The sequence below is a fragment of the Nocardioides nitrophenolicus genome (genome assembly GCF_016907515.1).
GTDB lineage: Bacteria > Actinomycetota > Actinomycetes > Propionibacteriales > Nocardioidaceae > Nocardioides > Nocardioides nitrophenolicus.
This window is the reverse complement of record NZ_JAFBBY010000001.1, coordinates 2,358,835-2,382,524: the sequence shown is the minus strand read 5'-3', so window position 1 is coordinate 2,382,524 and position 23,690 is coordinate 2,358,835. Positions and strand designations below refer to the sequence as shown.

The window sequence follows — 23,690 nt, the reverse complement described above, 5'->3', positions numbered from 1 at the left end:
GGAGTTTGCGCCGGGGCGATCCGGAGCATGCAACAGGCGGGAGGTGGATCTGGTGCAGACGAGGACGAGCAGGTTCGCGGTGGCGGGAGCGGTGCTGGCGGTGGCGGCAACCCTCCTGCCCGGAGGTACGCCGGCCCGGGCCAGCGCGGCCGGGCCGAGCGACGAGGCCTGCCTGATGCAGGCGACGACCGGTGAGGTGCGGTGCTATCCGAGCGCGGACGCCCTGCTGGAGGCGGTCACCGGGGAGCCGGCGTCCGGGCTCAGCACGAGCGACCTCGCCGACCCCGACACGGTGGCGGCGATCGAGGCCGGCCTGTCCGGGGCGTCCGGGGAGCCGGCCTTCCGGGCCGCCGGGGCTCCCGCGGCGCCCCTGGCCTCGGTGGTGACCGCGATCTTCTACGACGGCCTCAACTCCACCGGGGCGGCGCTCGTCATGGAGGCGCCGAGCGGCTGCGACGACGACCCCGATGTCGACTGGGCCTGGCCGACGCTGACCACCGCGTGGCGCAACCGGATCCGCTCGGGCGTGGGCTACGCGCGCTGCGAGTTCAAGGTCTGGAACAACGCGTCCTACGGCGGGGCGTCCTACGGCTACGTCGCGAGCTCGGGCTACTTCGGCGCGCTCGACGCCGCGGCCAACTCGGTCAAGATGCGGTAGGCGGCTCGGACGCACCCGGCTGCGCGTCCATGGTCTGTGCGGCCACGAACTCCAGTGCCGTCGGCGTGGCCGGGTCGGCGCACGACGGCGTGTCGTCGTCGAGCACGGTCTCGACGGCCGAGCCGTCGACGAACCGGAGCCGGACGACGGGCGCCGGGCCGCCGCACCAGTTGCGCCACGACAGCATCAGCACGGCGCGCTGGCCCACGCCCAGGGGGACGGTCGCGGCGCCGGCGGGGATCGTCGTGCCGACGGAGGTGGGGCCGGTGCCGATCTCGATCCGCACGCCCGGCCCGAGCGGGCAGGCGCGGGCGGCGGGCCCGTCGAGGAGGATGGCGAGGGAGCGCGCCGGCGCGGGATCGGTGTCGGCGGTGCTCACGCTCGCCGACTCGACGGTGACGCTGCCGCAGGCGGGGGCGGAGGCGGGGTCCGGGTCGACGGCCTCGCGCGGGCCGAGCGCGAGGACGCCCGCCACGCCCACGCCGGCGGCCACGCAGGCGACCAGCGCGGCGCCGACCGCCCGGTGCCGGCGCTGCTGGTGGCGGCGCTGAGCGGCGGCGACCCGCTCGACCAGGTCGGGGACGTGGGGGACGGGCACCTCGCCGTCGCGGACGAAGTCGCGCAGCTGCTTGTCGAGGTCACTCATGCGCCGACCTCCGGACCGTGCCGTCGGCCAGGTCGACGCCCAGCAGCCGGCGCAGGTGGGCCATGCCGCGGCTGGCCTGGCTCTTGACCGTGCCGGGGCGGCAGGAGAGGACCTCGGCGATCTCCTTCTCGGAGCAGTCCTCGTAGTAGCGCAGCACGAGCACGGCGCGCTGGCGGGGCGGCAGCTGCTGGAGCGCGGCCCAGACCTCGGACTCCCAGTCGGGGCCGGTGTCGGCGACCGCCCGCTCCTCGGGCTCGGCGCGCAGCTGCTCGCGCCGGTCGCGCTTGCTGCGGCTCCACCACAGCCGGGTCATGGTGCGGCGGGCGTAGGCGTCCTGGTGCTCGACGTCGCGGACGTGCCGCCAGCGCCGCCCCAGCCGCAGGAAGGTCTCCTGGGTGAGGTCGGCGGCGGTGTGAGGGTCGCCTCCGGTCAGGAGCATGCCGTAGCGCAGGAGGCCGTGCTGCTTCGCCGCAACGAACGCGGCGAACTCGGCGTCCACGCGCCGCTCACCCCCTCCCGAGACTTCGTGTTCACGACTACCCCAAGGCCACTGTGTCCCCTGAAGGTTGCATCACTGCGCTGATTGTCCTGTCACAGGGTCGCGACCAGGCGTGCCGCGTCCGCGCTCGCGCCGCGGATCAGGCCGTTCCCGTTCGCCTCCCCGACCATCCGCACGTCGACCCCGGGCAGCGCCGCCACCAGCCGGTCCCGCACCGCCGGGTCGGCGACCATCTCTCCCGCGAGCACCACCGTGTCGGCCGGCAGCACCCGCGCGGTGCCGTGTGCGGGCGTCCACGCGACGCCTTCCGCGGTGACCGCGCGGACCTCGCAGCCGACGTGGACGGTGACGCCGAGCCGGTCGAGCCGGTCCATGTGCTCGGTGCGCCGCTTGGCCCCGAACTCCGGCGCGAGCTCCGGCCCCGGGTGCAGCAGCGTGACCAGCCGTCCGGCGCGCGCCAGCGTCTCGCACCACTCGACCGCGGCCAGCCGGCCGCCGACCACGGCCACCCGTCGTCCCTCGGGCGGCCGGCCGGGGGTGATCCCCGCGACCACCTGCGGCAGGTCCGCGCCCGCCAGGTCGGGGAGCACGAGCCGGCCACCGGTCGCGACCACGACCAGGTCCGGGTCGAGTGCCCGCACGACCGCGGCCTCGGCCGGCGTACCGGACCGCACGTCGACCGTGCTCGCGGCCACCCGCGCGAGCAGCCAGTCCAGGTAGGGCCGGTTCTCGGGGTGCACGGCGCAGGCGTCGACGAGCGCCCCGCCGAGGCGGTCGGTGGCCTCCAGGAGCACCACCTCGTGGCCGGCCGCCGCCGCCCGCCAGGCGGTCTCCAGGCCCGCCGGACCGCCGCCGGCGACCACCACCCGCCGGGCCGCGGCGGTCGGGCGGACCAGCTCCAGCTCGTGTCCGGTGAGCGGGTTGACCGCGCACTCCGCGGCCAGTCGCTCCTCGAGGGTGTCGATGCAGTTCTCGCACGAGATACACCGGCGCACCGACGCCGCGCCCCCGTCCCACCCGGCGAGCCGGCGCGGCAGGTCGGGGTCGGCGAGCAGCGGGCGGCCGAGCGCCACGAAGTCGGCCCGGCCCTCCGCCAGCACCCGCTCGGCCAGGGCGGGGTCGTGCAGCCGCCCCACCGCGATGACGGGTACGTCGACCGCCTGGCGCACCGCCGCCGCGCCGCCGACGTTGAGCCCGTCGCCGTCGTCGGCCGCGTTGACCATCCCGGTCACCAGCCGGTCGATCACGCCGCCGCTGACGTGGAAGGCGTCGACCCCGGCCGCGACGAGCAGCGGCGCCATCGCCGCCGTGTCACCGATCGGGCGCCCGGCCGCGACCCGCTCGTACCCGGAGACGCGCAGGGTCACCGGGAAGTCCGGGCCCACCTCGGAGCGGATGGCGGCGAGCGCCTCGAGCACCACCCGGATCCGGCCTTCGAGCGAGGTGCCGCGGTACCGGTCGCCGCGGCGGTTGCGCTGGGGCGCGAGGAAGGAGCCGAGGAACATGTAGCCGTGCGCGGCGTGCAGCTCGAGCCCGTCGTAGCCCGCCTCCCGGACCCGCCCCGCGGCGGCCCGGAACCGGTCGAGCACGGCCGCGATCTGCTCCTTGGTGGCCTCGGCGGACGGCCGCCCGGTGAGGTACGACCCGATCACCGACGGGCCGATCGAGGTCACTCCGAACAGCTCCGGGCCCAGCCCGTCGGGGCCGGCGTGCACCAGCTGCGGCTGGATCCGGGCACCGTGCTCGTGGACGGCGTCGACCAGGCGCCGGTGGGCGGCGACCGCCCGGTCCTCGCCGATCTGCAGCCCGCCCGGGGTCTCCGGGTGCTCGGGGTCGATCCCGGTCGCGCCGACCGTCACCAGGCCGACCCCGCCCGCCGCGCGGGTGGCGAAGTGGGCGATGGTCCGCTCCGAGGGATGGCCCTCGGGGGTGCCGTACATCGTCTCCATCGGCGACATCACGATGCGGTTGCGCAGCTCCATCGCGCCGATCCGGCCGGGGGCGAGGAGGTGCGGGTAGTCCGAAGGCATAGAACATGTTCTACTCCGTCGCCTAGGGTGCTCGCGTGGACTTCGCGATGGTGACCGCCTACCACCCGATCGACCAGCTGGTGCCGCTGGCCCGCGCCGCGGAGGAGGCGGGCTTCGCCGCGCTCAGCCTCGCCGACCACGTGGTCGACCTGGAGACGATCGCGACGCCGTACCCCTACACCCGCGACGGCGGCCGACGCTGGAAGCCCGAGGTCGACTGGCCGGACCCGTGGGTCACCATCGGCGCGCTCTCCCAGGTCACCACCGAGCTGCGCTTCTTCACCTCGATCTACGTCGCCGCGATGCGCAACCCGTTCGTGGTCGCCAAGGCGGTCGGCACGGCGGCCGCCCTGTCCGGCGGCCGGGTCGCCCTCGGCGTCGGGGTCGGCTGGTGCCGCGAGGAGTTCGAGCTGCTCGAGGAGGACTTCGCGACCCGCGGCCGGCGTACCGACGAGGGCCTGGACCTGATGCGCGAGCTGTGGCGGCCCGGCTGGACCGAGTTCGCCGGCGAGTTCTACAGCTGCGAGCGGCTGGTCATGCTGCCCGAGCCGCCCGGGCCGATCCCGGTCTGGGTGGGCGGGCTGTCCGACGTCGCCTTCCGCCGCGCGGCGCGCAACGACGGCTGGATCGGCGACATGGCGAGTGTCGACCAGGCGATCGAGATCGCCGAGCGGCTGCGGGACCTGCGGCGCGAGGCCGGCAGGGACCTCGCCGAGCCGTTCGCCGTCGTACCGGCGCTGACCGACGCCGTCGCGCCGGAGGACTTCGCCCGGGCCGCGCGCGGCGGGGTCACCATGTGCATGACCATGCCGTGGATGTACTACTACCCGCCCGACGCGACCCTGGAGCAGCGGCTCGAGGGCATCGCCCGGTTCGGCGCCGAGGTGATCGCGCCGACCCGGGCCCTGCTCGCGGTCACCTAGACACGCCTAGGGCGCGTCTCCCAAGTCCCCGCCTGCTGCGCGACGTCTCCGACTCGATCTGGCTGCGTTGGCGTCGCTCGAAGGGCGATCCGGCACGACATCGCTCCGCCGCCTTGCCCGATCGGCCGGAAACGCCGCTCGCGACGGCGCCGACTTGGGAGACACGCCCTAGCCCTCGAGATAGGCCGTCAGCATCGCCACGATCACGCGGTGGGCGCGGTCGAGGTCGATGTGGGTGCCGAGGAGCTGCTCGTTGCGCAGGCTGCGCAGCATCGCGGGCAGCAGCTCCGACATGGCGGCGCGTCGCTCGTCGTCGAGGCCCTCGACCCCGTCGAAGAAGCGGTTGAACGCCAGGATCGACAGCTCGTCGAGATGGCGGATCGAGGCGGCGGTGCGCGGATGGGTCTCGGCCAGCGTCTCGAGTGGGCGCGGCAGTGCCCAGCGCATGGTCTCGACCGTGACGGCGTACGGCGACGCGAGGACCGAGCAGTAGAGCTCGGCGACCTCGGCGACCCGGTCGGCGAGGGTCGTGGTGCGCGGCTGGCCCCAGAGGCTGGGGCCGACCTCGGCGACCTGGTCGGCGACCGCGGACCAGAACCCGTCGGAGTCGCCGAACAGGTTCTGCACCGAGCCCCAGCTGAGCCCGGCCTCCTTCGCGACCATGTTGATCGACACCGTCTCCGGACGACCGGTCCCGAGCATCTCGACCGCGGTGGACAGCAGTTTCTCGCGCGCGGCGACGCCGCGGCGGTTCGGTTTGCGGGACATGGTGGTCCCGGGCGTGACGCTCATCGTGTTCCCCCCTTGGACACGCGATGCTTCGGGCCGTTCACCTCCACAGTAGTGCCTTTGGTGGGAGTTCGCTGTCCCGTCCTCGAAGCCTTCTCGGCCGCCTGTAGAGTTGGTGGCTTGCCGCTTTCGGGCGGCTCTTCAGGAACGAGTGCGGACGGCAGGGGTCACGTCGGTGGCAGATGAGCTGGTGGAGCGCGAGGTCGCGGCAGAGCAGGCCTTCGTCGACCGGGTCTACCGGCAGCTGGAGCAGGCCGGGAAGGCCGCGCAGCAGCTGGCGAGGGAAGGGCACTCCCGGGGCCGGCTCGGCCACGAGGGCGGCCTGGTGGAGCGCGACGCGATGGTCTTCCAGGCGGCCAAGCGGATCGCGCAGCTCGACGCGGCCCACGAGGGCCTGGTGTTCGGTCGGCTCGACCTCGATGCCGCCGTCGACCCCGCGCCGCGGTACGTCGGCCGGATCGGCCTGCGCGACGACGACCACGAGTCGCTGCTGATCGACTGGCGCGCGCCGGCCGCCGCGGTCTTCTACCAGGCCACCGCCGCCGAGCCGCACCACGTGCTGCGCCGGCGGGTGCTCCGAAGCGCCGGCCGCTCGGTCGTCGGGGTCGAGGACGAGCTGCTCGACGCCGACGGGCTGGAGGCCGCCGAGGCCGCCGGCCGGGCGCTGCCCATCGTCGGCGAGGGCGCGCTGATGGCCCAGCTCTCCCGCGCCCGCGACCGCTCGATGCACTCCATCGTCGCGACCATCCAGGCCGAGCAGGACAAGGCGATCCGGGCGCCCTCGCGGGGCGTGGTGTCGATCTCCGGGGGCCCCGGCACCGGCAAGACCGTCGTCGCCCTGCACCGCGCGGCGTACCTTCTCTACACCGACCGCCAGCGCTACGAGCGCGGCGGCGTGCTCGTCGTCGGCCCGTCCGGCGTCTTCATGCGCTACATCGAACGGGTGCTCCCCTCGCTCGGCGAGACGGCGGTCGCGCTGCGCAGCCTCGGTGAGGTCGTCGACGAGGTCCGCGCCACCCGCCACGACGAGCCGGCCGTCGCCGACATCAAGGGCTCGGCGCGGATGGCCGAGCTGATGCGTCGCACGGCGCGCCAGCAGGCGCCCGGCAGCCCCCGGGAGTACCGCGTCTTCTGGCGCGACGACCGGCTGGTCCTCGACCGCGGGAAGCTCGGCCAGGTACGCCGCCAGCTGATGTCGCAGGGGCTGCGCAACAAGCAGCTCCCGCGGGTCTCGAACGCCCTCCTCGACGCGCTGTGGCGCCAGGTCCGCGGCGAGCGGGGTCGTGAGCAGGGCCGCGAGAAGTTCAACGACGAGATGCTCTCGCGCGACGACTTCCTCGACTTCGCCCTCGCCTGGTGGCCGCCGCTCGACGCGCCGACGGTGCTGTGCTGGCTGCGCGACCCGGAGTTCCTCGCGCGGGTCGCCGACGGCCTGCTGAGCGGCGAGGAGCAGCGGCTGCTGGCGAAGACCTGGGCCGGGCTGGACCCGACCCGGCCGATCAGCCCGCAGATCTCGATCGAGGACGTGCCGCTGCTCGACGAGCTGCGCTACGCCCTCGGCGACGTACCCCAGAAGGCCGACGACGAGCGCGACGACCCGATGGCGCTGATCGAGGGCGCGGTCGACATCCAGGAGCTGATGACCGCCTCCGACCGCGAGTTCGCCCCCTCCGGCCGCGCCTGGCGTCCGCCGATCTCGAGCATCGAGGACGACGGCTACGCCCACGTCCTCATCGACGAGGCACAGGACCTCACCCCGATGCAGTGGCGGATGGTCGGCCGCCGCGGCCGGACCGCCTCGTGGACCATCGTCGGCGACCCCGCCCAGTCGTCCTGGCCGGTGCCCGCCGAGTCCGCCGCGGCCCGCGCCGAGGCGCTGGAGCGCAAGCAGGTGCACTCCTTCCACCTGTCGACCAACTACCGCAACTCCGCCGAGATCTACGCGTACGCCGCCGCCTACGCCTCGCGCGTCGGCCTCGACGCCGACCTGCCCGACGCGGTCCGCCGCACCGGTGAGTCTCCGGTCGTCGTCGACCTGGCCGCGGGCGCGGGCGCCGCGGAGCTCGAGGCCGCCACCCGCGCCGCCGTCCTCGACCTCGCCGGCCGGGTGTCCGGGACGGTGGGGATCGTCGTACCCGTCGCCCGGCGGTCCGAGGTCAACGCCTGGCTCGCCTCCTGGCCCGAGCTCGCCGCCGACGCCCCCGGCGCCCGCGCGGCGATCGACTCCTCGGTCGCGCCGTCCGGCGAGGACCGGGTGGTCGTGCTGACCGGCCTCGACACCAAGGGGCTGGAGTTCGACGGCATCGTCGTGGTCCGGCCGCAGGAGATCGAGGACGAGTCGGCCACCGGCCGCGCGACGCTGTACGTCGTGCTCACCCGGGCGACCCAGCTGCTCACCACGGTGGGCTGAGGCTTTCCGGGTTGCACCGGACGATCTGGTCGTATTTCCCCCGATTCACGACCAGATCGTCCGGTGCGACGGAACCGCCGCCCCCACGGGATTGCCCGCACCGGCACACTGGACGGATGACGAGGGTGGAGGACGTGCGCGGCCGGCTGGGGGAGGCGCTCTTCCTGCGGGTCGCCGGGCCCGACGGTGCCCGCCACCGCGACCGGATCCACCACACCCCCGGGCCGCGCTGGTTCGCCGGCGACAGCCCGATCGCGCGGGTCCACGGCGACGCGGCGATGTTCGTCGGCGGGATCCGGGCGCTGCTGCTGCAGAGCCTCCATCCGGCGGCGATGCGCGCGGTCTCGGAGCACTCCGGCTACCGCGGCGACATGTGGGGGCGGCTGGCGCGCACCAGCCGGTTCCTCGCCGTCACCACCTTCGGGACCGCTGCCGACGCGCAGCGCGCCGTCGACGCGGTGCGGGCGATCCACGACCGGGTCAGCGGGACGATGCCCGACGGATCGGCGTACGCCGCGTCCGACCCGCACCTGCTGCGGTGGGTCCACGTCGCCGAGGTCGACAGCTTCCTGCGCGCCCACCGGGTCTACGGCGCCGAGCCGCTGGATGCGGCGGGGTACGACGGCTATGTCGCCCAGACCGCCGAGGTGGCGCGGCGGCTCGGCGTGCTCGACCCGCCCACCACGGTGGCCGAGCTCGACGAGGCCCTGGCGGCCTTCCGGCCGGAGCTGCGCGGGACGCCGGAGGCGCGCGAGGCGGTCGGCTACGTGCTGCTCCGGCCCCCGCTGCCCCTGCTGGCCCGGCCGGCGTACGGCGTGCTGGCCTCGGCGGCGGTGGGCCTGATGCCGGCCTGGTCGCGGCTCCCGCTCCGACTGCCCTGGCTGCCGCTGGCCGAGCGTACGGCGGGGCGGGCGCTGGGAGCCGCCGCCGTCGGCACCATCCGGTGGGCGATGGCGACCCCGGCGGCGTCGGCCTGACCCGTTGTGCAGGCCACCAACGGTCCCGGTCCGGGTTGTGCTCCTCGCCCGAGATCGGGGGCCGCCGCTGCTGCGACGGTTGCTGCCTACCCCCAAGGAGGCACCGATGGCCAGGTACGCAACGCAAGGAGCCGACGGTACGGCGGTCCCGTGGCGCGACAGGAAGCGCTACCTGTGGATCCTCGGGCTCGTCGTCCCCCTCACCCCGATCGTCGGGATCGCGCTGTTCGAGGCGAGCGACCGGGCGCTCTTCTTCTGGCTCACGCCGGTCGTGTTCTTCGGCCTGATCCCGCTGATCGACCTGTTCGCCGGGTACGACGACACCAACCCGCCCGACGACGTGATCGACGCCCTGGAGAACGACCGGTTCTACCGATGGGTGACCTACCTCTACCTCCCGGTCCAGTACGCCGGGTTCGTCGCAGCCATGTGGTACCTCGCCACCACCGACCTGTCGGTCGCGGCCAAGGTCGGCCTCGCCATCTCGGTCGGCGTGGTCGGCGGCGTTGCGATCAACACCGCCCACGAGCTCGGGCACAAGCGCGAGTCGGTCGAGCGCTGGGCGTCGAAGATCGCCCTGGCGCAGACGTTCTACGGTCACTTCTACATCGAGCACAACCGCGGCCATCACGTCCGCGTGGCGACGCCGGAGGACCCCGCCAGCGCGCGGATGGGCGAGAGCGTCTACCGGTTCTGGCCGCGCACCGTCACCGGCTCGCTGAAGAGCTCGTGGGAGCTGGAGGCCCGGCGCTTCCAGCGCAAGGGCACCCACCCCTTCCACCTCGGCAACGACGTGCTCAACGCCTGGCTGATGACCGTCGCGCTGTGGGGCGGGCTGATGCTCTGGCTCGGCCTGGCGTACGACGTCAACCCGCTCAGCCTGCTGCCCTACCTCCTGCTCCAGGCCGTCGTCGGCTTCTCCCTGCTCGAGGTCGTCAACTACATGGAGCACTACGGGATGGTGCGCCAGAAGGTCGGCACTCCGGGCCGGATGCGCTACGAGCGGGTCACCCCGGCGCACTCGTGGAACTCCAACAACATCGCCACCAACGTGCTGCTCTACCACCTGCAGCGCCACAGCGACCACCACGCCAACCCGACCCGGCGCTACCAGACCCTGCGCGACTTCAAGGACGCGCCGGTGCTGCCGACCGGCTACACCGGGATGATCGTGGTCGCCCTGTTCCCGCCGGCCTTCCGGGCGCTCATGGACAAGCGCGTGGTCGCCCACTACGACGGTGACCTGCGCCTGGCGAACCTGCACCCCGCCAAGCGCGAGAAGCTGCTGAGCAGGTACCCCGTCCCGGCCGCGAAGCTCGCGGCCGAGGCCGCCGCCCTGCGCGAGGACGAGAGCGCCCACGAGTTCGTGGGCGAGGTGCTCGCCGCGCAGTGCCCCGGGTGCCGGTACGTCTACGAGGTCGCGCAGGGCAACGAGCTCGAGGGCTTCGCCGCCGGTACGGCGTGGCGGGACATTCCCGACGACTGGTGCTGCCCCGACTGCGGCGTGCGCGAGAAGGTCGACTTCAGGCCCGTCGTACCGGACGAGATGGTCGTGAAGGGGGCGCTCTGACGACCAGATCGTCCGGTACGACGAGGGTCAGGAGCGGTGGAACAGCTGGTGGTGGCGCAGCGCGACCGCGAGCTGCGGACTGATCCTGGTGACCGGCTCGCCCAGCATCTCCTCGGCCTGGCCGAGCCGGTACCGGATCGTGTTGCGGTGCACCACGAGCGCCTGCGCGGCCTCCTCGGCGCTGCCCCCGCTGTCGAGGTAGGCCGCCAGCGTCTCGCGGATCCGCTGGACGGACTCGTCGTCGCCGGCGAGCGGTCCGAGCCGACGGGTCATGAACCGGTCGACCTCCGGTGAGCAGCCGAGCAGGACGGGGAGCTCGACGTCGGCGTACACAGCCAGCCAGTCGTCGGTGTCGGGGGCGGTGACCCGCAGCGTGCCCTGCGCCTCGCGGTGGGAGGCGGCGAAGCCGCTGAGGTGAGGGGTGGCGGAGCCGACGCCGACGACCACGCTCTCGACCCGCAGGTCCGCGGCGGCCGCGGCGAGACCGGTCAGGTCCGGCTGGTCGCGGGTGCCGAGCCACATCCACAGCTGCCGCCCGCCCGGCTTGACGACGAGCGGGTTGGCGGCGCCGATCCGGCGGGCCAGGTCGGCGGCGAGCGCCTCGAGGGCGCCGGCCCGCTCGGCGTTCCCGGCGGAGAGCACGAGCGCGGTGTGGTGGACCGAGATCGGGTAGCCGCCCAGCGCGGCGGAGGCCTCGCGCGGGTCGGCCAGCTCGCCGGCCAGGATCGAGCGCACCGACTCGAAGCGTTGCGCCGCCGCGCCGGCCAGCACCCTGGAGCGGGCCGCCTGGTAGGCCGTCACCGACTCGGTGATCGACTCGTCGAGCCAGATGCCGGCCCGGTTCCAGAAGTACATGAGCAGGTCGGCCCGGTCGAAGTCGGCCGGCGGCAGTGCCTTGATCAGCTCGCTGACGTAGGCCCACACCTCCTGCTGGGCGACCCGGTAGAAGCGGATCAGCGACTCCAGCGGCAGCTGCCGGTCGGCCACGTCCACCGACAGCCGGCGCGCCGCCTCGGGCAGGTGGAAGTGCTGCTCGGGCTGGGCGATGTCACCGAGGAAGGCCACCCAGTGCTCGCGGACGGTCACCCGCAGCAGCTCCGGCAGTCCCTCGACCGCGGCCACCTCGGGCATCTCGCGCACGATCGCGCTGGCCACCCGGTCCACCCACGCGTCGACCCGGTCCGGCTGAGCCTGCTCGGCGACGTAGGCCAGCAGCCAGGGTGCGAGCTCGGACGGCACGGACTCGCTGCTCATCGGGTCAGACTAGGGCGCGGCGGGCGTCTCGGCCGGGCGCCCGCGCTCGAGAGCCGCCTCCACCTGGGCGAGCAGCGGGTCCCGCAGCCCCGCCGAGTCGTGCTCCCACCACACCTCGCGGTAGACGACCCGGCCCCGCATCCAGCTCTCGTACGTCGCCAGCGGCACCGCCTGGAAGGCCGGACCGGGGACCCGGTGGGTGGGTGCCTCGATGTCGAGGTCGGCGGCCGGGACCCAGCCGCGGCGGCCGTAGTAGCCGGGGTCGCCCTCGAGGACGACGAGCGGGGCGCCGAGCCGGTCGGCCTCGGCGACCGCGGCGCGCAGCAGCGTGGTGCCGATGCCGCCGGCCTGGTGGGCGGGGGCGACGCTCAACGGGCTGAGGACGAGCAGGTCCAGCAGGCGGGGCCGGGTGTCCAGCCAGCCATGGCTGAGGCCGACGTGACCGACCACCGCACCGTCCGGGGCCACGGCGACCAGCTGGGCCCGGTCCAGGCCGCGGGAGACGACATCGCGCCACAGGCCCGCCACGGCGGCACCCTCCGCGCCGAAGGCGTCGGCGACGACCCGCAGCGCGGCCTCGCTCTCGTCGGGGCGCGGGGCGCGGATCTCGGGACTCACGGCGCCATCCTCGCGGACCCGTGGCGGGCCGAGCCACGGGTTTCCACGGCCCCATCGCAAAGAGTTGTTTGCAAATAAGTCTTTGCAGTTCTAGGGTCGTCCCATGACCGAGCAGCGACCCGGCGTGGTGACCCCCGACCTGGCGGGGCTGCGGGCCCTGTCCCACCCGACCCGGCTGCGGATCCTCAGCCACCTGCGGATCGAGGGGCCGGCGACGGCCACCACGCTGGCCACCCGGTTCGGGCTCAACAGCGGCGCGACGTCGTACCACCTGCGCCAGCTCGCCGAGCACGGCTTCGTGGTCGACGACGCGGAGCGGGGCAACGCGCGGGAGCGCTGGTGGCGGGCGGCGCACCAGGAGACCCACAGCCGGGCGGCCGACGCGCGCACCCCGGAGGAGCGCGACGTCGCCGACGCCTTCCTGCAGGCGGCGACCGTGATGTACGCGCAGAACCTGCAGGCGGCGATGGAGGAGCGGCCGCTGCTGCCGAAGGAGTGGCGGGCCGCGTCGACGGTGAGCGACTGGGTGCACACCATCCCCGCGTCGCGGGCGGCCGAGCTCACCGCGCGGATCAAGGAGCTGATCGCGTCCTGCGAGGACGAGCCCGGCGAGGACGCCGTGCCCTTCGCCTTCCAGATCCAGGCGTTCCCGGTGCCGGGACACGTCGCGCCCCGGGACGAGTGACGTGCGCGCGGCCTCCGGACGAGCCCTCGCCGGCTTCCTGGCCGCCGACGCGATCTCCCTGGCCGGTACCCGGCTCGCGCAGATCGCCGTCCCGTGGCTGGTGCTGACGACCACCGGGTCGGCGACGAGCACCGGCCTGGTGGCGTTCGCGGGCCTGCTCCCGCTCGTCCTGGCCCAGGCCCTGTGCGGACCGTGGATCGACCGTGCCGGCGCGCGCCGGGTGGCGATCGGCTTCGACCTCGCCTCCGCTCTCGCCGTCGCCGCCGTCCCGCTCGCGTACGCCGCCGGCCGGCTCAGCCTCCCGCTGCTCGTCGTGCTGGTGGCCCTCACCGGCCTGCTCCGCGGGCCCTCGGAGGCGGCCCGGCACGCCCTGGTCCCCGCGCTGGTGCGGTACGTCGAGCTGCCGACGGAGCGGGTCACCGGCCTGGTCGGCACCACCGACCGGCTCTCCGCGCTGGTCGGTGCCGCGGTCGGCGGCGGCCTGGTGGCTGCGCTCGGACCGGCGCCGGCGCTGCTCGTCGACGCGGGATCCTTCCTCGTCTGCGCGCTGGTCCTCGCGTGGTCGACCCGGCGCCTCGACGCCGGAGCCGGGCGCGGGCCGGGGCGGCCGAGCCGGCGGTCGTCGTACCTCGCCGAGCTGCGGGGCGGCTGGCTGATCCTGCGCCGCGACCCGGTGCTGCTCGGCATGATGGCGATGGTCGCCGTGACCAACCTGCTCGACCAGGGCTACTCGTCGGTGATGCTGCCGGTGTGGGCCGACGACGTGGGCGGCGGACCGGCCGCGATCGGCCTGCTCGGTGCGTGCATGGGAGGCGCGGCGCTCGCCGGGTCGGTGCTGGCGACCTGGCGTGCCGAGCGACTGCCGCGGTTCCGCACCTACGTGGTCGGTTACCTGCTCGCGGGCGCCCCGCGCTGGGTCGTCCTGGCGGTGGGTGCGCCGCTGTGGCTGGTGGCCCTGGTGCACGTCGTGACCGGCCTCGGCGCCGGCTTCATCAACCCGGTGCTGGGCGCGGTGCAGTTCGAGCGGATCCCGGAGGAGGCGATGGGCCGGGTGAGCGCGCTGTCGCTCGCGGCGTCGTGGTCGCTGATGCCGTTGGGTGGCCTGCTCGCCGGGCTCGCCGTGACCGGCACGGGCCTGTCGACGGGGTTGCTGCTCTTCGGCCTCGCCTACCTGGCCGCCACGATGGCGCCCCTGCTCTCGCCGACCTGGCGCACCATCGACGTACGGCCTCAGGCCCGGGCGAGGAGCGCCTCGACCGCCGCGAGGTCGTAGTCGCCGGCGTCGGTGCCGAGACCCTGCGCCACCTGGGCGGCGGTGGCGCAGCCGAGCGCGGCCGCCTCGACCGGCGTCCGGCCCAGCGCCAGCCCGCGCAGGTAGCCGGCGGAGAAGGCGTCCCCGCAGCCGGTGGTGTCGACCACCTCGACGGCGTACGCCGGCACCTCGGTCACCGTCTCGGCGGTGGCCACCAGTGCGCCCCGAGCGCCCTGGGTGACCGCCACGCAGCCCGCGCCGGCCGCGACCAGGGCCCGCGCGCCCTCGGCCAGGGTGGTGGCACCGGTGAAGCCGAGGACCTGCTCGTCGTTGGGCAGCAGGTGGTCGGTGTGGGGCAGCGCGGCCGCGATCCAGTCCAGCATGCCGGGGTCGCCGGGCGCGAGGATGTCGACGGACGTGGTGATCCCGGCGGCTTGGGCGCGGGCCAGCAGGTCGGCGGCCGCGTCGCCGCCGAGGAACTCCGGTCCGCCGAGGTGCAGGTGGGTCACGCCGTCGAGTACGTCGGCAGGCAGGTCGTCGAGCGTGAGCGCCCCGTTGGCGCCGATGCAGTGCCAGGCCGGGCGGGCGCCGTCGGGCCGGACCGGCAGCACCGACGCCGAGGTCTGCGCCGCGTCCTTGCGCACCAGGCCGGCGACGTCGACGCCCTCCCGGCGCAGCAGCGCGAGCAGGGTGTCGCCGACGGGATCGGTGCCGACGGCGCCGTACGAGCGGACGGTGGCGCCCAGCCGGCTGAGCACGACGGCGGTGCCGCCGGCGGTGCCGGCCGGCGACATCCGGATGGTCTCGACCAGCTGGCCCTCGGAGCCCGCCGGGATGGACTCGATCCCGAGGACGTGGGTGTCGAGGACGTGCACGCCGACGGCGGCGACCACCATGCTCATTCAGATCTCCTGGGTGCTGCCGTAGCCGCGCTCGAGCGCGGCCCGGATGACGTCGGCCTGCTGCTCCTCGGTGAGCACCCGCGGCGGGCCGAGGGCGCTGGCCCGGTGGTGCAGCTGGCACAGCCACTCCAGCAGCAGCGCGTTCTCGACCGCGGCGTCGAGCGAGCCGCCGACCGTGACCGAGCCGTGGTTGGCCAGCAGCGCGGCGCCGCGGCCGGCCAGCGCGGTCCGGACGTGGTCGGCGAGCTCGGCCGTGCCGAAGGTGGCGTACGGCGCCACGCGGATCTCGCCGCCCAGTGCGAGCTGCTGGTAGTGGAGCACCGGCAGCGCGTCGAGCACGCAGGCGAGGGCGGTCGCGAACGGAGCGTGGGTGTGGACGACCGCGGCGGCCGGCCCGTGGGCGTACACGCCGAGGTGGAGGGCGAGCTCGCTGGTGGGGGCGAGGGTGCCCTCGACGAGGGCACCGTCGAGGTCGACGACGGTGACGTCGTCGGGGGAGCAGGCGCCGAGCCGGACGCCGGTGGCGGTGATCGCGACCAGGTCGCCCGCGCGGGCGCTGACGTTGCCGGCGGTGCCGACCAGCAGGCCGGCGTCGGCGAGCTGCCGGGACGCGGCCGCGACCGCGCTCCTGAGCCGGCTCATCGCCCGGTGGCGATCCGGTCGAGGTAGCCGGTGACCAGCGCGATCGCCTGGTCGATGAGGAAGGCGTCGCCGCGCGGGTCGTTCTCGAAGGCCACCTGGAAGGCCCGGTCGCCGACCTCGACGGCCAGCTCGGCGACGGCGGCGAGCTGGTCGGCGTCGTACGGCCCGGCGGCGAGCAGCCCGGCGTCGAGGCCGAAGGCGAGCAGGTTCTCGGCGGTACGACGGTTGTGGAGGCGCCCGTAGTCGTAGATGGCCGGGTTCGTGCGCCCGCGCATCCAGATCTGCATGAAGGCCGGGCGGCGGTGATAGACCTTCACGAACGCGCGCATCACGGTGTCGACGAGCGAGGCGACGGTGAGCTCGGCGACGGCGGCGAGGTCGGTGGCGACCTGGTCGTCCATCTCGGCCATGTCGCGCTCGCACAGCGCGAGGAGCACGGCCTCCTTGTCGGTGAAGTACTGGTAGAGCGAGGCGACCGGCAGCCCTGCCGCCTCCGCGATCGAGCGTGTCGTGAGCCCCTCGACGCCGTTGGTCACGACGAGCCGCGCGGCCGAGTCGAGGATCCGCTCCACCCGCTCCCGGGACCGGGCCTGGGCGGGGACCCGGCGGCGGCTCGGGCCCGCGCTGGGCTCGACGGTGGCGGAAGGCATGGGTGCAGTGTAGCCTCCGAAACCGAACCTGACACAGATTCACTTTCGGAGGCGCCGTGCAGACGATCGAGATGGGCCGCCGCGGACTGATCGCCGGCGGCGCGGCCGCGTTCGGCGTCCTCGCCCTCGACGCGCTGGAGGCCGAGGTCGCGGCCGGCGTCCGGAAGGGGAGGCTGCCGCGCAAGGTCGACGTGGTCGTCGTCGGCGCGGGGCTGGCCGGGCTGGTCGCCGCCCGCCGCGTCCGAGCCGCAGGGCACTCCGTTCTCGTCGTCGAGGCCCGCGACCGTGTCGGCGGCCGGGTGCTCAACCACGAGCTGCCCACCGGCGGCACGATCGAGGCCGGTGGCGCCTTCGTCGGCCCGACCCAGGACCACATCAAGCAGCTCGCCCACAAGCTCGGCATCGCCACCTTCGACGAGTACGTCACCGGCAAGAACGTCTACCTGTCCTCGCTGCTGGGCCGGATGGAGTTCACCGGAACCGTCCCGCCCGACCCGACCATCCTGCTCGACGCCGCGCTCGCGCTGCAGCGCCTCAACGGCTTCGCCAGGGAGGTCCCGGTCGACGCGCCCTGGGCCCACCCGCGCGCCGCCGAGTGGGACGCGATCTCCCTCGGCGACTGGCTGCGCCGCAACACCCTCAACAGCAAGGGCATCGAGCGGCTGATCCAGTCCTGGACCCAGCCCGGCTTCGGCGCCGACCCCGACCAGGTCTCGCTGCTCTTCGTGCTGCACTACATCGCCTGCTCCGGCAACGAGACCACCCCCGGCACCTTCGAGCGCAACTCCGACACCGCGGGCGGCGCCCAGGAGAGCCGGTTCGTCGGCGGCTCCCAGCGGATCCCGCTCGAGCTCGCCCGCCGGCTCGGCAAGCGGATCGCGCTGAACGCCGCCGTCAGCAGGATCGTGCAGCCGGCCCACGGCCGGGTCCGGGTGCACACCCGCCGCGGCACGGTCCGCGCCCGCCGGGTGATCGTCGCCGCGCCGCCCAAGCAGGTCCTCGGGATCGGCTTCGCGCCGGCGCTGCCCGCCGGCCGGCAGGCCCTGCTGGAGCAGGTCCAGATGGGCCGGCTGATGAAGTGCGACGCCGTCTACGACAAGCCGTTCTGGCGCGACCGGGGGCTCACCGGCTTCGGGATCGCCGAGTCCGGCGCGGTCCGGGTCGCGTTCGACAACCACGTCGCCGACACCGGGCACGGCGTGCTGCTGGCGTTCGTCGGTGGCTCCGCGTGGCAGCAGTACGGCAACCGCTCGCTCGAGGAGCGTCGTACGGCGGTGCTGGAGGGCTTCGCCGCGATGTTCGGCGAGCAGGCGCTGCACCCCATCGACTACACCGAGCACGACTGGACCCGCGAGCAGTGGACCGGCGGCGGGCCCACCGCGATCTACCCGCCGGGCGTGCTGTCGGTCCACGGCCGGCACATCCGGACCCCGCACGGCAAGGTGCACTGGGCCGGGACCGAGACCTCGACGTACTGGACCGGCTACATGGACGGCGCGGTCCGCTCGGGCAAGCGCGCCGCTCGGGAGGTGCTGGACACCCTCCGCTGACCGGGCGTGGGTCGGGTTGGGAACCGCGTATCTGACGAGTGGGCTGTGAACTCGCCGAGATCACAGCCCATTCGTCAGATGCGCGCGGAATCCGGAACCACGGGCAGTGGCGCCGGACGCCGGGTCAGCTGCCGCACCGAGGGGGCGGCGAGCGCGGCGAGCGAGCTGAGCCCGATCACGGCGGCGACGACGACCAGCCACCGGTCGGTGCCGACGACGGCCGCGACCGGGCCGGTGAGCGCCAGCCCGAGCGGGCGGCACACGTACGAGCCGACCGAGTCGAAGGAGTAGACCCGGGCGAGCATGTCCTCCGCGACGTTCTCCTGGATCGCCAGGTCCCAGCTGACGCTGAACAGCTGGAGCCCGACGCCGTGCACGAACGCGCCCGCGAGCACGACGCCCAGGTCGCCGGCGGCGGCCAGCGCCAGCGGGAAGGCGGCGGTGAGCGAGAGCATCACCACGCCCCAGCGCAGCAGGTGGCGGGGCCGCCAGCGCAGCGCCACCAGGCCGCCGACGACGAAGCCGGCCATCAGCGCCGAGAGCGCCCAGCCCCACGCCTCCTTGCCCCACGTGTCGCCGACCACGATCGGCCCGAGCACGCCCTGCACGCCGCCGAAGCACAGGTGGTAGAGCAGCGCCTGGCCGATCAGCAGCCACAGCCAGGCGTGCCGGAACACCTCGCGGGCGCCGTCGGCCAGCTCGGCGAGCAGGCGCTCCCGCGCGGCCGGAGGCGTGCTCGGCACCCGGATCAGCGCGAACAGCACCGCCGCGACGGCGTACGTCGCCGCGTCGACCGCGATCGCCCACCCCGGGCTGGTGACCGCGACGATCACGCCGGCGAGGGCGAAGCCGACGGCGTACGCGGTCTGGGTGGCCAGGCTGCGCAGCACCACCGCCCGGCCCAGCTGCGCCTCGGTGACCGTCGAGCGGGTCATCGCGTTGGACGCCGGCTGGGCGATGGCGCCGAGGCAGCCGTTGACGACGCCGATCAGGGTGAGGAACAGCAACGAGCCCTCGCCGGTGATCAGGACGACGGCGCAGGCGCCCTGGCTGACCGCGGTCGCCGCGGACGAGCCCTGCATGAGGAGCTGGCGGGGGAGCCGGTCGCCCAGGACGCCGCCGTACAGGATGGTGAGGACCTCGGCCGCCGAGAACGCGGCCACGACCAGGCCGAGCTGGGTGGCGCTGCCGCCGAGGTCCAGGACGGCGAAGGCGAGCGCCACCGGGGTCATCGCCGACCCGAGCCCGCTCACCGCGACGCCGCCGACGAGCAGCCGGAAGTCGCGGGAACGCAGGGGCGAGGGAGTGGTCACCGAAGGAGAGTACTTCGCTGACGAAGTATTAGGAAGCGAAATACCCGTTTCGTCCGGTACGCCGCAGGGGCAGGATCGCGACCATGACCGAGACCGGTGCTCTCCCCACCCCGCCCCCTCCTCCGCACGGCCCGGCCCCCTTCCGGCCGGCCACGCCCGGCCGCCGCTCGTCGATGGTGCTGCGACATCTCGCCAGTGTGGTCGTCGCGCTGGTGCTGACGCCCGTCGGCGTCCTGGTGTTCGACCACGGCGCCGGGAGCTATCGCCAGGTGCTGGCCCGGACCTTCGACAACGGCGAGGCCGCCGGCGAGCTGCTCCAGATGTTCGCGGGTGGCCTGATCCTGCTCGCCGTCGTCGCGTGCGCCCGGGTCTCCGGCCTCGGGCCCCTGCTGGCCGGCGTGGTCTGGGGACTGCTGCCCTTCCTCTGGTACGTCGCCGACGTGCGCAGCTTCTTCGAGTTCGCGCGCGACCTGCCCTCGACGTACTTCTGGTTCTCGCTGCCGGAGTACCTGTTCCCGCTCGTCGCCGTGATGCTCCTCGGCGCGGGTCTCGTCGGTCGCTGGCGGGGACGTCCGCAGTAGCGTTCGGCCATGGCCGAGGACTGGACGGACCGCCACGTCGCGCGCTGGAAGGACCACTGGCTGGACGTGGCCTTCGACGAGGAGGTCGAGGGCGCGTTCTCCCGCGTGCACCGGATCGACCGCTACCTGCGCCGTGCCAAGCAGCGCGCCGTCGCCGAGGTCGGGCTGAGCGACTTCGAGTACGAGACCCTCCACGTGCTCATGATCCGCGACACGCCCGGATCCGCCTCGCCGACGGAGCTCGCCACCGAGCTCGGCGTCTCCGGTGCCGGGATGACCGGGCGGCTCGACGGGCTCGAGAAGGCCGGCTGGATCCGTCGGCTCCCCGGCGTCGACGACCGGCGCCGGGTGATCGTGGAGGTCACCAAGGCCGGGATCGCGATCTGGCGGCGGGCGATGGACATCCGCGGCCGGGCCGAGGACGACCTCGCCGAGGCGCTCACCCAGCGCGAGCTGACCACCTTGAACCGGCTGCTCAAGAAGGTCACCGTGCGCGCCGAGGAGCGCGAGGATCGAGGCTAGGACACGCCCTGGGCCTGCTGCAGGGTCAAGATCGCCAGCAGCCGGTGGTCCAGATGGCGTGACGGGGTGAGCCCGAGCGTGCGGAACGCCTCGGCACGCAGCTCCGCGACCGTCTCCGGGCGCAGCACGAGCACCGCCGCGATGGCCGCCTCCGACTGCCCGAGCGCGACCAGCTCGAGCACCCGGCGCTGCCGGCGGCTGAGCCGGTCCAGGCGGGCCGCGGCGAGGGTGGTGAGCTCGACGGTGCTCGTCCGGCGCGCGCGCATCGGCGCCCCGGGGCGCCGCCGCGGTGTGAGCCGCAGGAGCACCGGCTCGGTCGAGCCGGCGGCGTCGTACCGGTCCAGGATCGCGCGCACCCCCAGCGCGCTGCGCCGGATCCTGCGGTCGTCGCCGAGGTCGTCCAGGTCGTCGTCCTCCGGCTCGGGTGGCGCCGGCCTCCCGTGCGCGCCGTGCGCGCCGTGGGCGCGGAGCGCGGCGAGCAGCCCGACCGGGCCGCCGAAGTAGGTGCTCCACTCCTCGCGCCAGGGCAGCGCGCCACTCATGTCGACGGCGGCGACCGCCTCGACCACGCGGATGATGCGTAGACGCTCGTGGATGCTCCAGGTCATGGGAGGAGGAGTCGCCGGCCTGGGTCGGTGATACGCGCGAGCTCGACGTATCAGCGGCACTGGCTCGCGGGTCCGATGTGCGGGACGATGCATCCGCAAGCTCTCGCGTCGCGAAGGGGGTCGGGTGTGGTCGTGGACTCGCCGCTGTCGGCGCTCGTCCCCGCGGCGCGGGAAGGAGATCGAGATGCGTGGGACGCGATCGTGGACCGCTTCCTCCCGCTCGTCGACGCCATCATCCGCGGCCACCGGCTCGCCGAGGCCGACGGCGACGACGTCAGCCAGACCGTGTGGCTGCGGCTCGTCGAGCATCTCGGCGACCTGCGCGAGCCCGCCGCACTCCCCGGCTGGATCCGTACGACGACCCGCAACGAGTGCCTGCGCCTGCTGTCCGCCCGGGGCCGGGTCCGCCCGGTCGACCCGCAGGACGCGACCGGGCTCGACGCCGTCATCGACGACAGCGCCGGCATCGACCTGCTGGCCGCCGAGAGCCGCCAGCTGCTCCGCGAGGCGCTCGCCGCGCTTCCCGAGGCGCGCCGGGCGCTGCTGCTGCTCCTGCTCGCCGACCCACCGGTCGGCTACGAGGAGATCAGCCGCCGCCTCGGCATCCCGATCGGGAGCATCGGCCCGACCCGCGCCCGCGCGCTCGAGCAGCTGCGGCGCACCCCCACGCTGCGCCGACTGGTGGAGGTGGTCTGAGTGAACGACGACGAGCTCATGGCGCTGCTCGGACGGGCCGTCGCCGAGGAGGCCGCGGTCAGCGACCGGCGGCGAACGGCGGCCCGCGCCGCCTTCACCTGGCGCTCGGTCGACGCCGAGCTCGCCGAGCTGCTCCACGACTCCGCCCTCGACCCCGGCGCCGCCGTCCGCTCCGGTGCCGACGGCCCCCGCACCCTCTCCTTCGGGCACGGCGGGCTCACCCTCGAGGTGGAGGTCGACGGCGAGACCGTGCTCGGCCAGGTGATCGGAGCCGGCGCCGCCGCCACGGCGCCCGACCCCGCCGCCGTGCTGCTGGAGCGCCCCGACGCGGACGCGGTCAGCGCCGTCGCCGACGCCGCCGGGTTCTTCCGGCTCGAGGGCGTGCGGTCCGGCACCGTCCGCTTCGTCGTCGACCAGGGCGGGTGGTCCCTCACCACGCCCTGGGTCGCGCTCTGAGCGCCGCGCTCAGGTCAGCGGCCCGACCACCTGGATCGCCCCGCCCCGCGGATCGGTCCGGGGTGTCGCGGTCGCGGCGACGTCCTGCCAGGCCGCCCGCGCGGACTGCCCGGTCTCCCGCATCCGCGCGGCGATCAGCCCGGTGACGACGGGCGTCGCGAACGACGTCCCGCTCCACTGGGCGAGCCCGTCGAAGGTGCGCACCTCGCCCACGTGCGGCGGCTCGTGGCAGGTGTAGCTGCCCTTGGGGAAGGCGTTGACCAGGTCGCGGCCGCGCGCGTACACGTCGACCCACGGTCCGACGTTCGAGAAGTCGGAGACGCTCGCGTCCGGGTCCACCGAGCCGACCGACACCACCCACGGGAAGGCCGCGGGCCAGAACGGCCGGTCGCTGGAGTCGTTGCCCGCCGCCGCGACGATCAGTACGTCGTCCCGCTCGCGCAGCTCGTGGGACCGGCCGAGCAGCTCGAACCCGAGCAGCGCGAAGTCGCCGCGGGTGTGGGTGCCGGCCGAGATGCTGATCACCTGCGGACGGTCGTCGTCCTCGATCGCCTCGTGGAGCTGCTGCACGATCTCGGACTCGAACACCGCGCCCCCGTGGACGAGCACGCCCTCCACCTCGATCCGGGTGTCGGGGGCCAGGCAGCTGATCACGCCGGCGACGAAGGTGCCGTGGCCGGCGTACGGGTGGATCGCCGCGGGGTTCACCGTCTCGACGTCGCTCGGGTCGGCCACCACGTCGCCCACCGCCAGCCACGGCGTCCGGGCACTTCCCACGGCGTCGGTCCACAGCCCGGTGTCGACCACCGCCACCCGGACCCGGTCCCGGCCCGCCAGCCGGCCCGGCGACGTCTGGGCGGCGGGCCAGGGCTGGGTGTGGCGGTGCGGGGTCTCCGGCTCGGTGGCGGGGCACATGAAGCCCCGAGGGGTCACGTACACGACGTGGTCGGGGGTGACCGTGCCGCGCTCGACGACCCGGGAGCGTTCCAGCTCCTCCAGCGTCGCCAGGACGTCGTCCCGTCCGTCCACGCGCGAGGGCAGGGCGGCCAGCACCAGGTCGAGGACCCGGGTCTCGCGGGCGGCGAGCTCTCCGGTGAACCGCTTGCGGTTCTCGTCGGTCGCGAAGTACTCCTCCAGCCTGCCGAGATCCTCGCGCCGGACCAGGGCGTGCCGGGGCCGGTACAGGTAGTCGACGTCCGCGTCGTCGCGGGGCGGTTGGCTTCCCTTCGCCGGCGCGCCGAGGACCCCGGGGCCCCGCATCGCGTCCCGGATCACCCGGACCTGGGCACGCAGTCGCTCGGCCGGGACGTCGCGAGGTGGGCGAGGGCGGGAGAGGCGCAGTCTGCGCAGCAGCTCGCGCAGCAGGCCGGCCGGAAGGCTGGGTCGGTCGGGGTCGTTCATGGCCGCTCCTGAGGGCGAGGTGGCGGGCAGCCGTGGCCCGCCGGCGGCGCTAACGTAG

The 23,690-nt window shown here is 74.4% G+C and carries 24 protein-coding genes; 12 read left to right on the top strand and 12 right to left on the bottom strand.

Translation table 11 applies throughout. The features are described 5' to 3' along the window. Positions 1–52 precede the first annotated feature (52 nt). Entirely contained in the window at positions 53–658 is a 606-nt protein-coding gene (locus JOD66_RS11630) for a hypothetical protein (protein WP_204837036.1), read from the top strand. Here the strand turns inward: JOD66_RS11630 and JOD66_RS11625 are convergent. The 3 genes from JOD66_RS11625 to JOD66_RS11615 form a co-directional block, all read right to left on the bottom strand. Beyond that, a complete protein-coding gene (locus tag JOD66_RS11625; protein ID WP_204837035.1) occupies positions 645–1,304 on the bottom strand; it encodes a hypothetical protein in 660 nt (219 codons plus the stop codon). The genes JOD66_RS11630 and JOD66_RS11625 overlap by 14 nt on opposite strands. Beyond that, positions 1,297–1,803 (bottom strand): SigE family RNA polymerase sigma factor, encoded by a 507-nt coding sequence (locus JOD66_RS11620; RefSeq protein WP_204837034.1) that lies wholly within the window; start codon positions 1,801–1,803, stop codon positions 1,297–1,299. Before JOD66_RS11620 ends, JOD66_RS11625 begins: the two co-directional genes overlap by 8 nt. Positions 1,804–1,895: 92 nt before the next feature. Next, positions 1,896–3,833 (bottom strand): oxidoreductase, encoded by a 1,938-nt coding sequence (locus JOD66_RS11615; RefSeq protein WP_204837033.1) that lies wholly within the window; start codon positions 3,831–3,833, stop codon positions 1,896–1,898. Between the two features lie 35 nt (positions 3,834–3,868). Here JOD66_RS11615 and JOD66_RS11610 point away from each other — a divergent pair, with 35 nt between their 5' ends. Next, positions 3,869–4,756, top strand: coding sequence for a TIGR03619 family F420-dependent LLM class oxidoreductase (locus JOD66_RS11610; protein WP_204837032.1), 888 nt, complete (start codon positions 3,869–3,871; stop codon positions 4,754–4,756). Between the two features lie 168 nt (positions 4,757–4,924). Here the strand turns inward: JOD66_RS11610 and JOD66_RS11605 are convergent, their stop codons facing one another. Next, positions 4,925–5,548 (bottom strand): TetR/AcrR family transcriptional regulator, encoded by a 624-nt coding sequence (locus JOD66_RS11605; RefSeq protein WP_204837031.1) that lies wholly within the window; start codon positions 5,546–5,548, stop codon positions 4,925–4,927. A 172-nt stretch (positions 5,549–5,720) separates the two neighbouring features. Here JOD66_RS11605 and JOD66_RS11600 point away from each other — a divergent pair, with 172 nt between their 5' ends. From JOD66_RS11600 to JOD66_RS29095, 3 genes are all read left to right on the top strand, one after another. Further along, positions 5,721–7,955, top strand: coding sequence for a HelD family protein (locus JOD66_RS11600; RefSeq protein ID WP_204837030.1), 2,235 nt, complete (start codon positions 5,721–5,723; stop codon positions 7,953–7,955). A gap of 116 nt (positions 7,956–8,071) precedes the next feature. After that, a complete protein-coding gene (locus JOD66_RS11595; protein ID WP_204837029.1) occupies positions 8,072–8,932 on the top strand; it encodes an oxygenase MpaB family protein in 861 nt (286 codons plus the stop codon). A 106-nt stretch (positions 8,933–9,038) separates the two neighbouring features. Further along, positions 9,039–10,502: a fatty acid desaturase gene (locus JOD66_RS29095; RefSeq protein WP_204837028.1), complete on the top strand. Its 1,464-nt coding sequence runs from the start codon at positions 9,039–9,041 to the stop codon at positions 10,500–10,502. A gap of 27 nt (positions 10,503–10,529) precedes the next feature. Here the strand turns inward: JOD66_RS29095 and JOD66_RS11585 are convergent, their stop codons facing one another. Together JOD66_RS11585 and JOD66_RS11580 are read right to left on the bottom strand one after the other, a co-directional pair. Further along, positions 10,530–11,756, bottom strand: a complete 1,227-nt coding sequence (locus tag JOD66_RS11585; protein ID WP_204837027.1) for a PucR family transcriptional regulator — start codon at positions 11,754–11,756, stop codon at positions 10,530–10,532. A 9-nt stretch (positions 11,757–11,765) separates the two neighbouring features. Continuing rightward, the gene (locus JOD66_RS11580; RefSeq protein WP_204837026.1) at positions 11,766–12,374 is read right to left on the bottom strand and encodes a GNAT family N-acetyltransferase; all 609 of its coding nucleotides are present in this window, start codon (positions 12,372–12,374) and stop codon (positions 11,766–11,768) included. A 103-nt stretch (positions 12,375–12,477) separates the two neighbouring features. Between JOD66_RS11580 and JOD66_RS11575 the strand changes: the two genes are divergently transcribed. Further along, positions 12,478–13,059 (top strand): ArsR/SmtB family transcription factor, encoded by a 582-nt coding sequence (locus JOD66_RS11575; RefSeq protein ID WP_204837025.1) that lies wholly within the window; start codon positions 12,478–12,480, stop codon positions 13,057–13,059. A 1-nt stretch (position 13,060) separates the two neighbouring features. Beyond that, complete coding sequence (locus tag JOD66_RS11570) at positions 13,061–14,332, top strand: MFS transporter (RefSeq protein WP_204837024.1); 1,272 nt, start codon at positions 13,061–13,063, stop codon at positions 14,330–14,332. Here JOD66_RS11570 and JOD66_RS11565 read toward each other — a convergent pair. The 3 genes from JOD66_RS11565 to JOD66_RS11555 are packed head-to-tail and all read right to left on the bottom strand — an operon-like array spanning position 14,290 to position 16,505. After that, complete coding sequence (locus JOD66_RS11565; RefSeq protein WP_239545199.1) at positions 14,290–15,213, bottom strand: carbohydrate kinase family protein; 924 nt, start codon at positions 15,211–15,213, stop codon at positions 14,290–14,292. The two genes, JOD66_RS11570 and JOD66_RS11565, sit on opposite strands and share 43 nt — an antisense overlap. Then, positions 15,214–15,855 carry a class II aldolase/adducin family protein gene (locus JOD66_RS11560; RefSeq protein WP_204837023.1) on the bottom strand — a complete coding sequence of 214 codons (642 nt, stop codon included), beginning with the start codon at positions 15,853–15,855 and terminating at the stop codon, positions 15,214–15,216. Beyond that, positions 15,852–16,505, bottom strand: a complete 654-nt coding sequence (locus JOD66_RS11555) for a TetR/AcrR family transcriptional regulator (RefSeq protein ID WP_204837022.1) — start codon at positions 16,503–16,505, stop codon at positions 15,852–15,854. The genes JOD66_RS11560 and JOD66_RS11555 overlap by 4 nt, the downstream gene beginning before the upstream one ends. Before the next feature lie 56 nt (positions 16,506–16,561). On the opposite strand from JOD66_RS11555, the gene JOD66_RS11550 reads away from it, so the two are divergent. After that, a complete protein-coding gene (locus tag JOD66_RS11550; protein WP_307823453.1) occupies positions 16,562–18,055 on the top strand; it encodes an FAD-dependent oxidoreductase in 1,494 nt (497 codons plus the stop codon). 74 nt (positions 18,056–18,129) lie between these two features. Here JOD66_RS11550 and JOD66_RS11545 read toward each other — a convergent pair whose 3' ends face one another. Next, positions 18,130–19,368 (bottom strand): MFS transporter, encoded by a 1,239-nt coding sequence (locus tag JOD66_RS11545; RefSeq protein WP_204837021.1) that lies wholly within the window; start codon positions 19,366–19,368, stop codon positions 18,130–18,132. A gap of 83 nt (positions 19,369–19,451) precedes the next feature. Here JOD66_RS11545 and JOD66_RS11540 point away from each other — a divergent pair, with 83 nt between their 5' ends. Beyond that, positions 19,452–19,949, top strand: coding sequence for a hypothetical protein (locus tag JOD66_RS11540; protein ID WP_204837020.1), 498 nt, complete (start codon positions 19,452–19,454; stop codon positions 19,947–19,949). A 9-nt stretch (positions 19,950–19,958) separates the two neighbouring features. Next, complete coding sequence (locus JOD66_RS11535; protein ID WP_204837019.1) at positions 19,959–20,471, top strand: MarR family winged helix-turn-helix transcriptional regulator; 513 nt, start codon at positions 19,959–19,961, stop codon at positions 20,469–20,471. Here the strand turns inward: JOD66_RS11535 and JOD66_RS11530 are convergent. Next, positions 20,468–21,079, bottom strand: a complete 612-nt coding sequence (locus JOD66_RS11530; protein WP_204837018.1) for a LuxR C-terminal-related transcriptional regulator — start codon at positions 21,077–21,079, stop codon at positions 20,468–20,470. The genes JOD66_RS11535 and JOD66_RS11530 overlap by 4 nt on opposite strands. Before the next feature lie 132 nt (positions 21,080–21,211). On the opposite strand from JOD66_RS11530, the gene JOD66_RS11525 reads away from it, so the two are divergent. Then, positions 21,212–21,775 carry an RNA polymerase sigma factor gene (locus tag JOD66_RS11525; RefSeq protein ID WP_204837017.1) on the top strand — a complete coding sequence of 188 codons (564 nt, stop codon included), beginning with the start codon at positions 21,212–21,214 and terminating at the stop codon, positions 21,773–21,775. Then, the gene (locus JOD66_RS11520) at positions 21,776–22,231 is read left to right on the top strand and encodes a hypothetical protein (RefSeq protein WP_204837016.1); all 456 of its coding nucleotides are present in this window, start codon (positions 21,776–21,778) and stop codon (positions 22,229–22,231) included. It begins immediately after the preceding gene. Positions 22,232–22,240: 9 nt separating this feature from the next. Here the strand turns inward: JOD66_RS11520 and JOD66_RS11515 are convergent, their stop codons facing one another. After that, positions 22,241–23,632: a S8 family peptidase gene (locus tag JOD66_RS11515; protein ID WP_204837015.1), complete on the bottom strand. Its 1,392-nt coding sequence runs from the start codon at positions 23,630–23,632 to the stop codon at positions 22,241–22,243. Positions 23,633–23,690 lie beyond the last annotated feature (58 nt).

What these genes read in the sequence shown, in the direction of transcription:
- JOD66_RS11625 (WP_204837035.1), bottom strand. Translation starts at nt 1,304, where the DNA reads ATGAGTGACCTCGACAAGCAGCTGCGCGACTTCGTCCGCGACGGCGAG.
- JOD66_RS11615 (WP_204837033.1), bottom strand. Translation starts at nt 3,833, where the DNA reads ATGCCTTCGGACTACCCGCACCTCCTCGCCCCCGGCCGGATCGGCGCG.
- JOD66_RS11605 (WP_204837031.1), bottom strand. Translation starts at nt 5,548, where the DNA reads ATGAGCGTCACGCCCGGGACCACCATGTCCCGCAAACCGAACCGCCGC.
- JOD66_RS11595 (WP_204837029.1), top strand. Translation starts at nt 8,072, where the DNA reads ATGACGAGGGTGGAGGACGTGCGCGGCCGGCTGGGGGAGGCGCTCTTC.
- JOD66_RS29095 (WP_204837028.1), top strand. Translation starts at nt 9,039, where the DNA reads ATGGCCAGGTACGCAACGCAAGGAGCCGACGGTACGGCGGTCCCGTGG.
- JOD66_RS11585 (WP_204837027.1), bottom strand. Translation starts at nt 11,756, where the DNA reads ATGAGCAGCGAGTCCGTGCCGTCCGAGCTCGCACCCTGGCTGCTGGCC.
- JOD66_RS11575 (WP_204837025.1), top strand. Translation starts at nt 12,478, where the DNA reads ATGACCGAGCAGCGACCCGGCGTGGTGACCCCCGACCTGGCGGGGCTG.
- JOD66_RS11565 (WP_239545199.1), bottom strand. Translation starts at nt 15,213, where the DNA reads ATGAGCATGGTGGTCGCCGCCGTCGGCGTGCACGTCCTCGACACCCAC.
- JOD66_RS11560 (WP_204837023.1), bottom strand. Translation starts at nt 15,855, where the DNA reads ATGAGCCGGCTCAGGAGCGCGGTCGCGGCCGCGTCCCGGCAGCTCGCC.
- JOD66_RS11555 (WP_204837022.1), bottom strand. Translation starts at nt 16,505, where the DNA reads ATGCCTTCCGCCACCGTCGAGCCCAGCGCGGGCCCGAGCCGCCGCCGG.
- JOD66_RS11540 (WP_204837020.1), top strand. Translation starts at nt 19,452, where the DNA reads ATGACCGAGACCGGTGCTCTCCCCACCCCGCCCCCTCCTCCGCACGGC.
- JOD66_RS11535 (WP_204837019.1), top strand. Translation starts at nt 19,959, where the DNA reads ATGGCCGAGGACTGGACGGACCGCCACGTCGCGCGCTGGAAGGACCAC.
- JOD66_RS11530 (WP_204837018.1), bottom strand. Translation starts at nt 21,079, where the DNA reads ATGACCTGGAGCATCCACGAGCGTCTACGCATCATCCGCGTGGTCGAG.
- JOD66_RS11515 (WP_204837015.1), bottom strand. Translation starts at nt 23,632, where the DNA reads ATGAACGACCCCGACCGACCCAGCCTTCCGGCCGGCCTGCTGCGCGAG.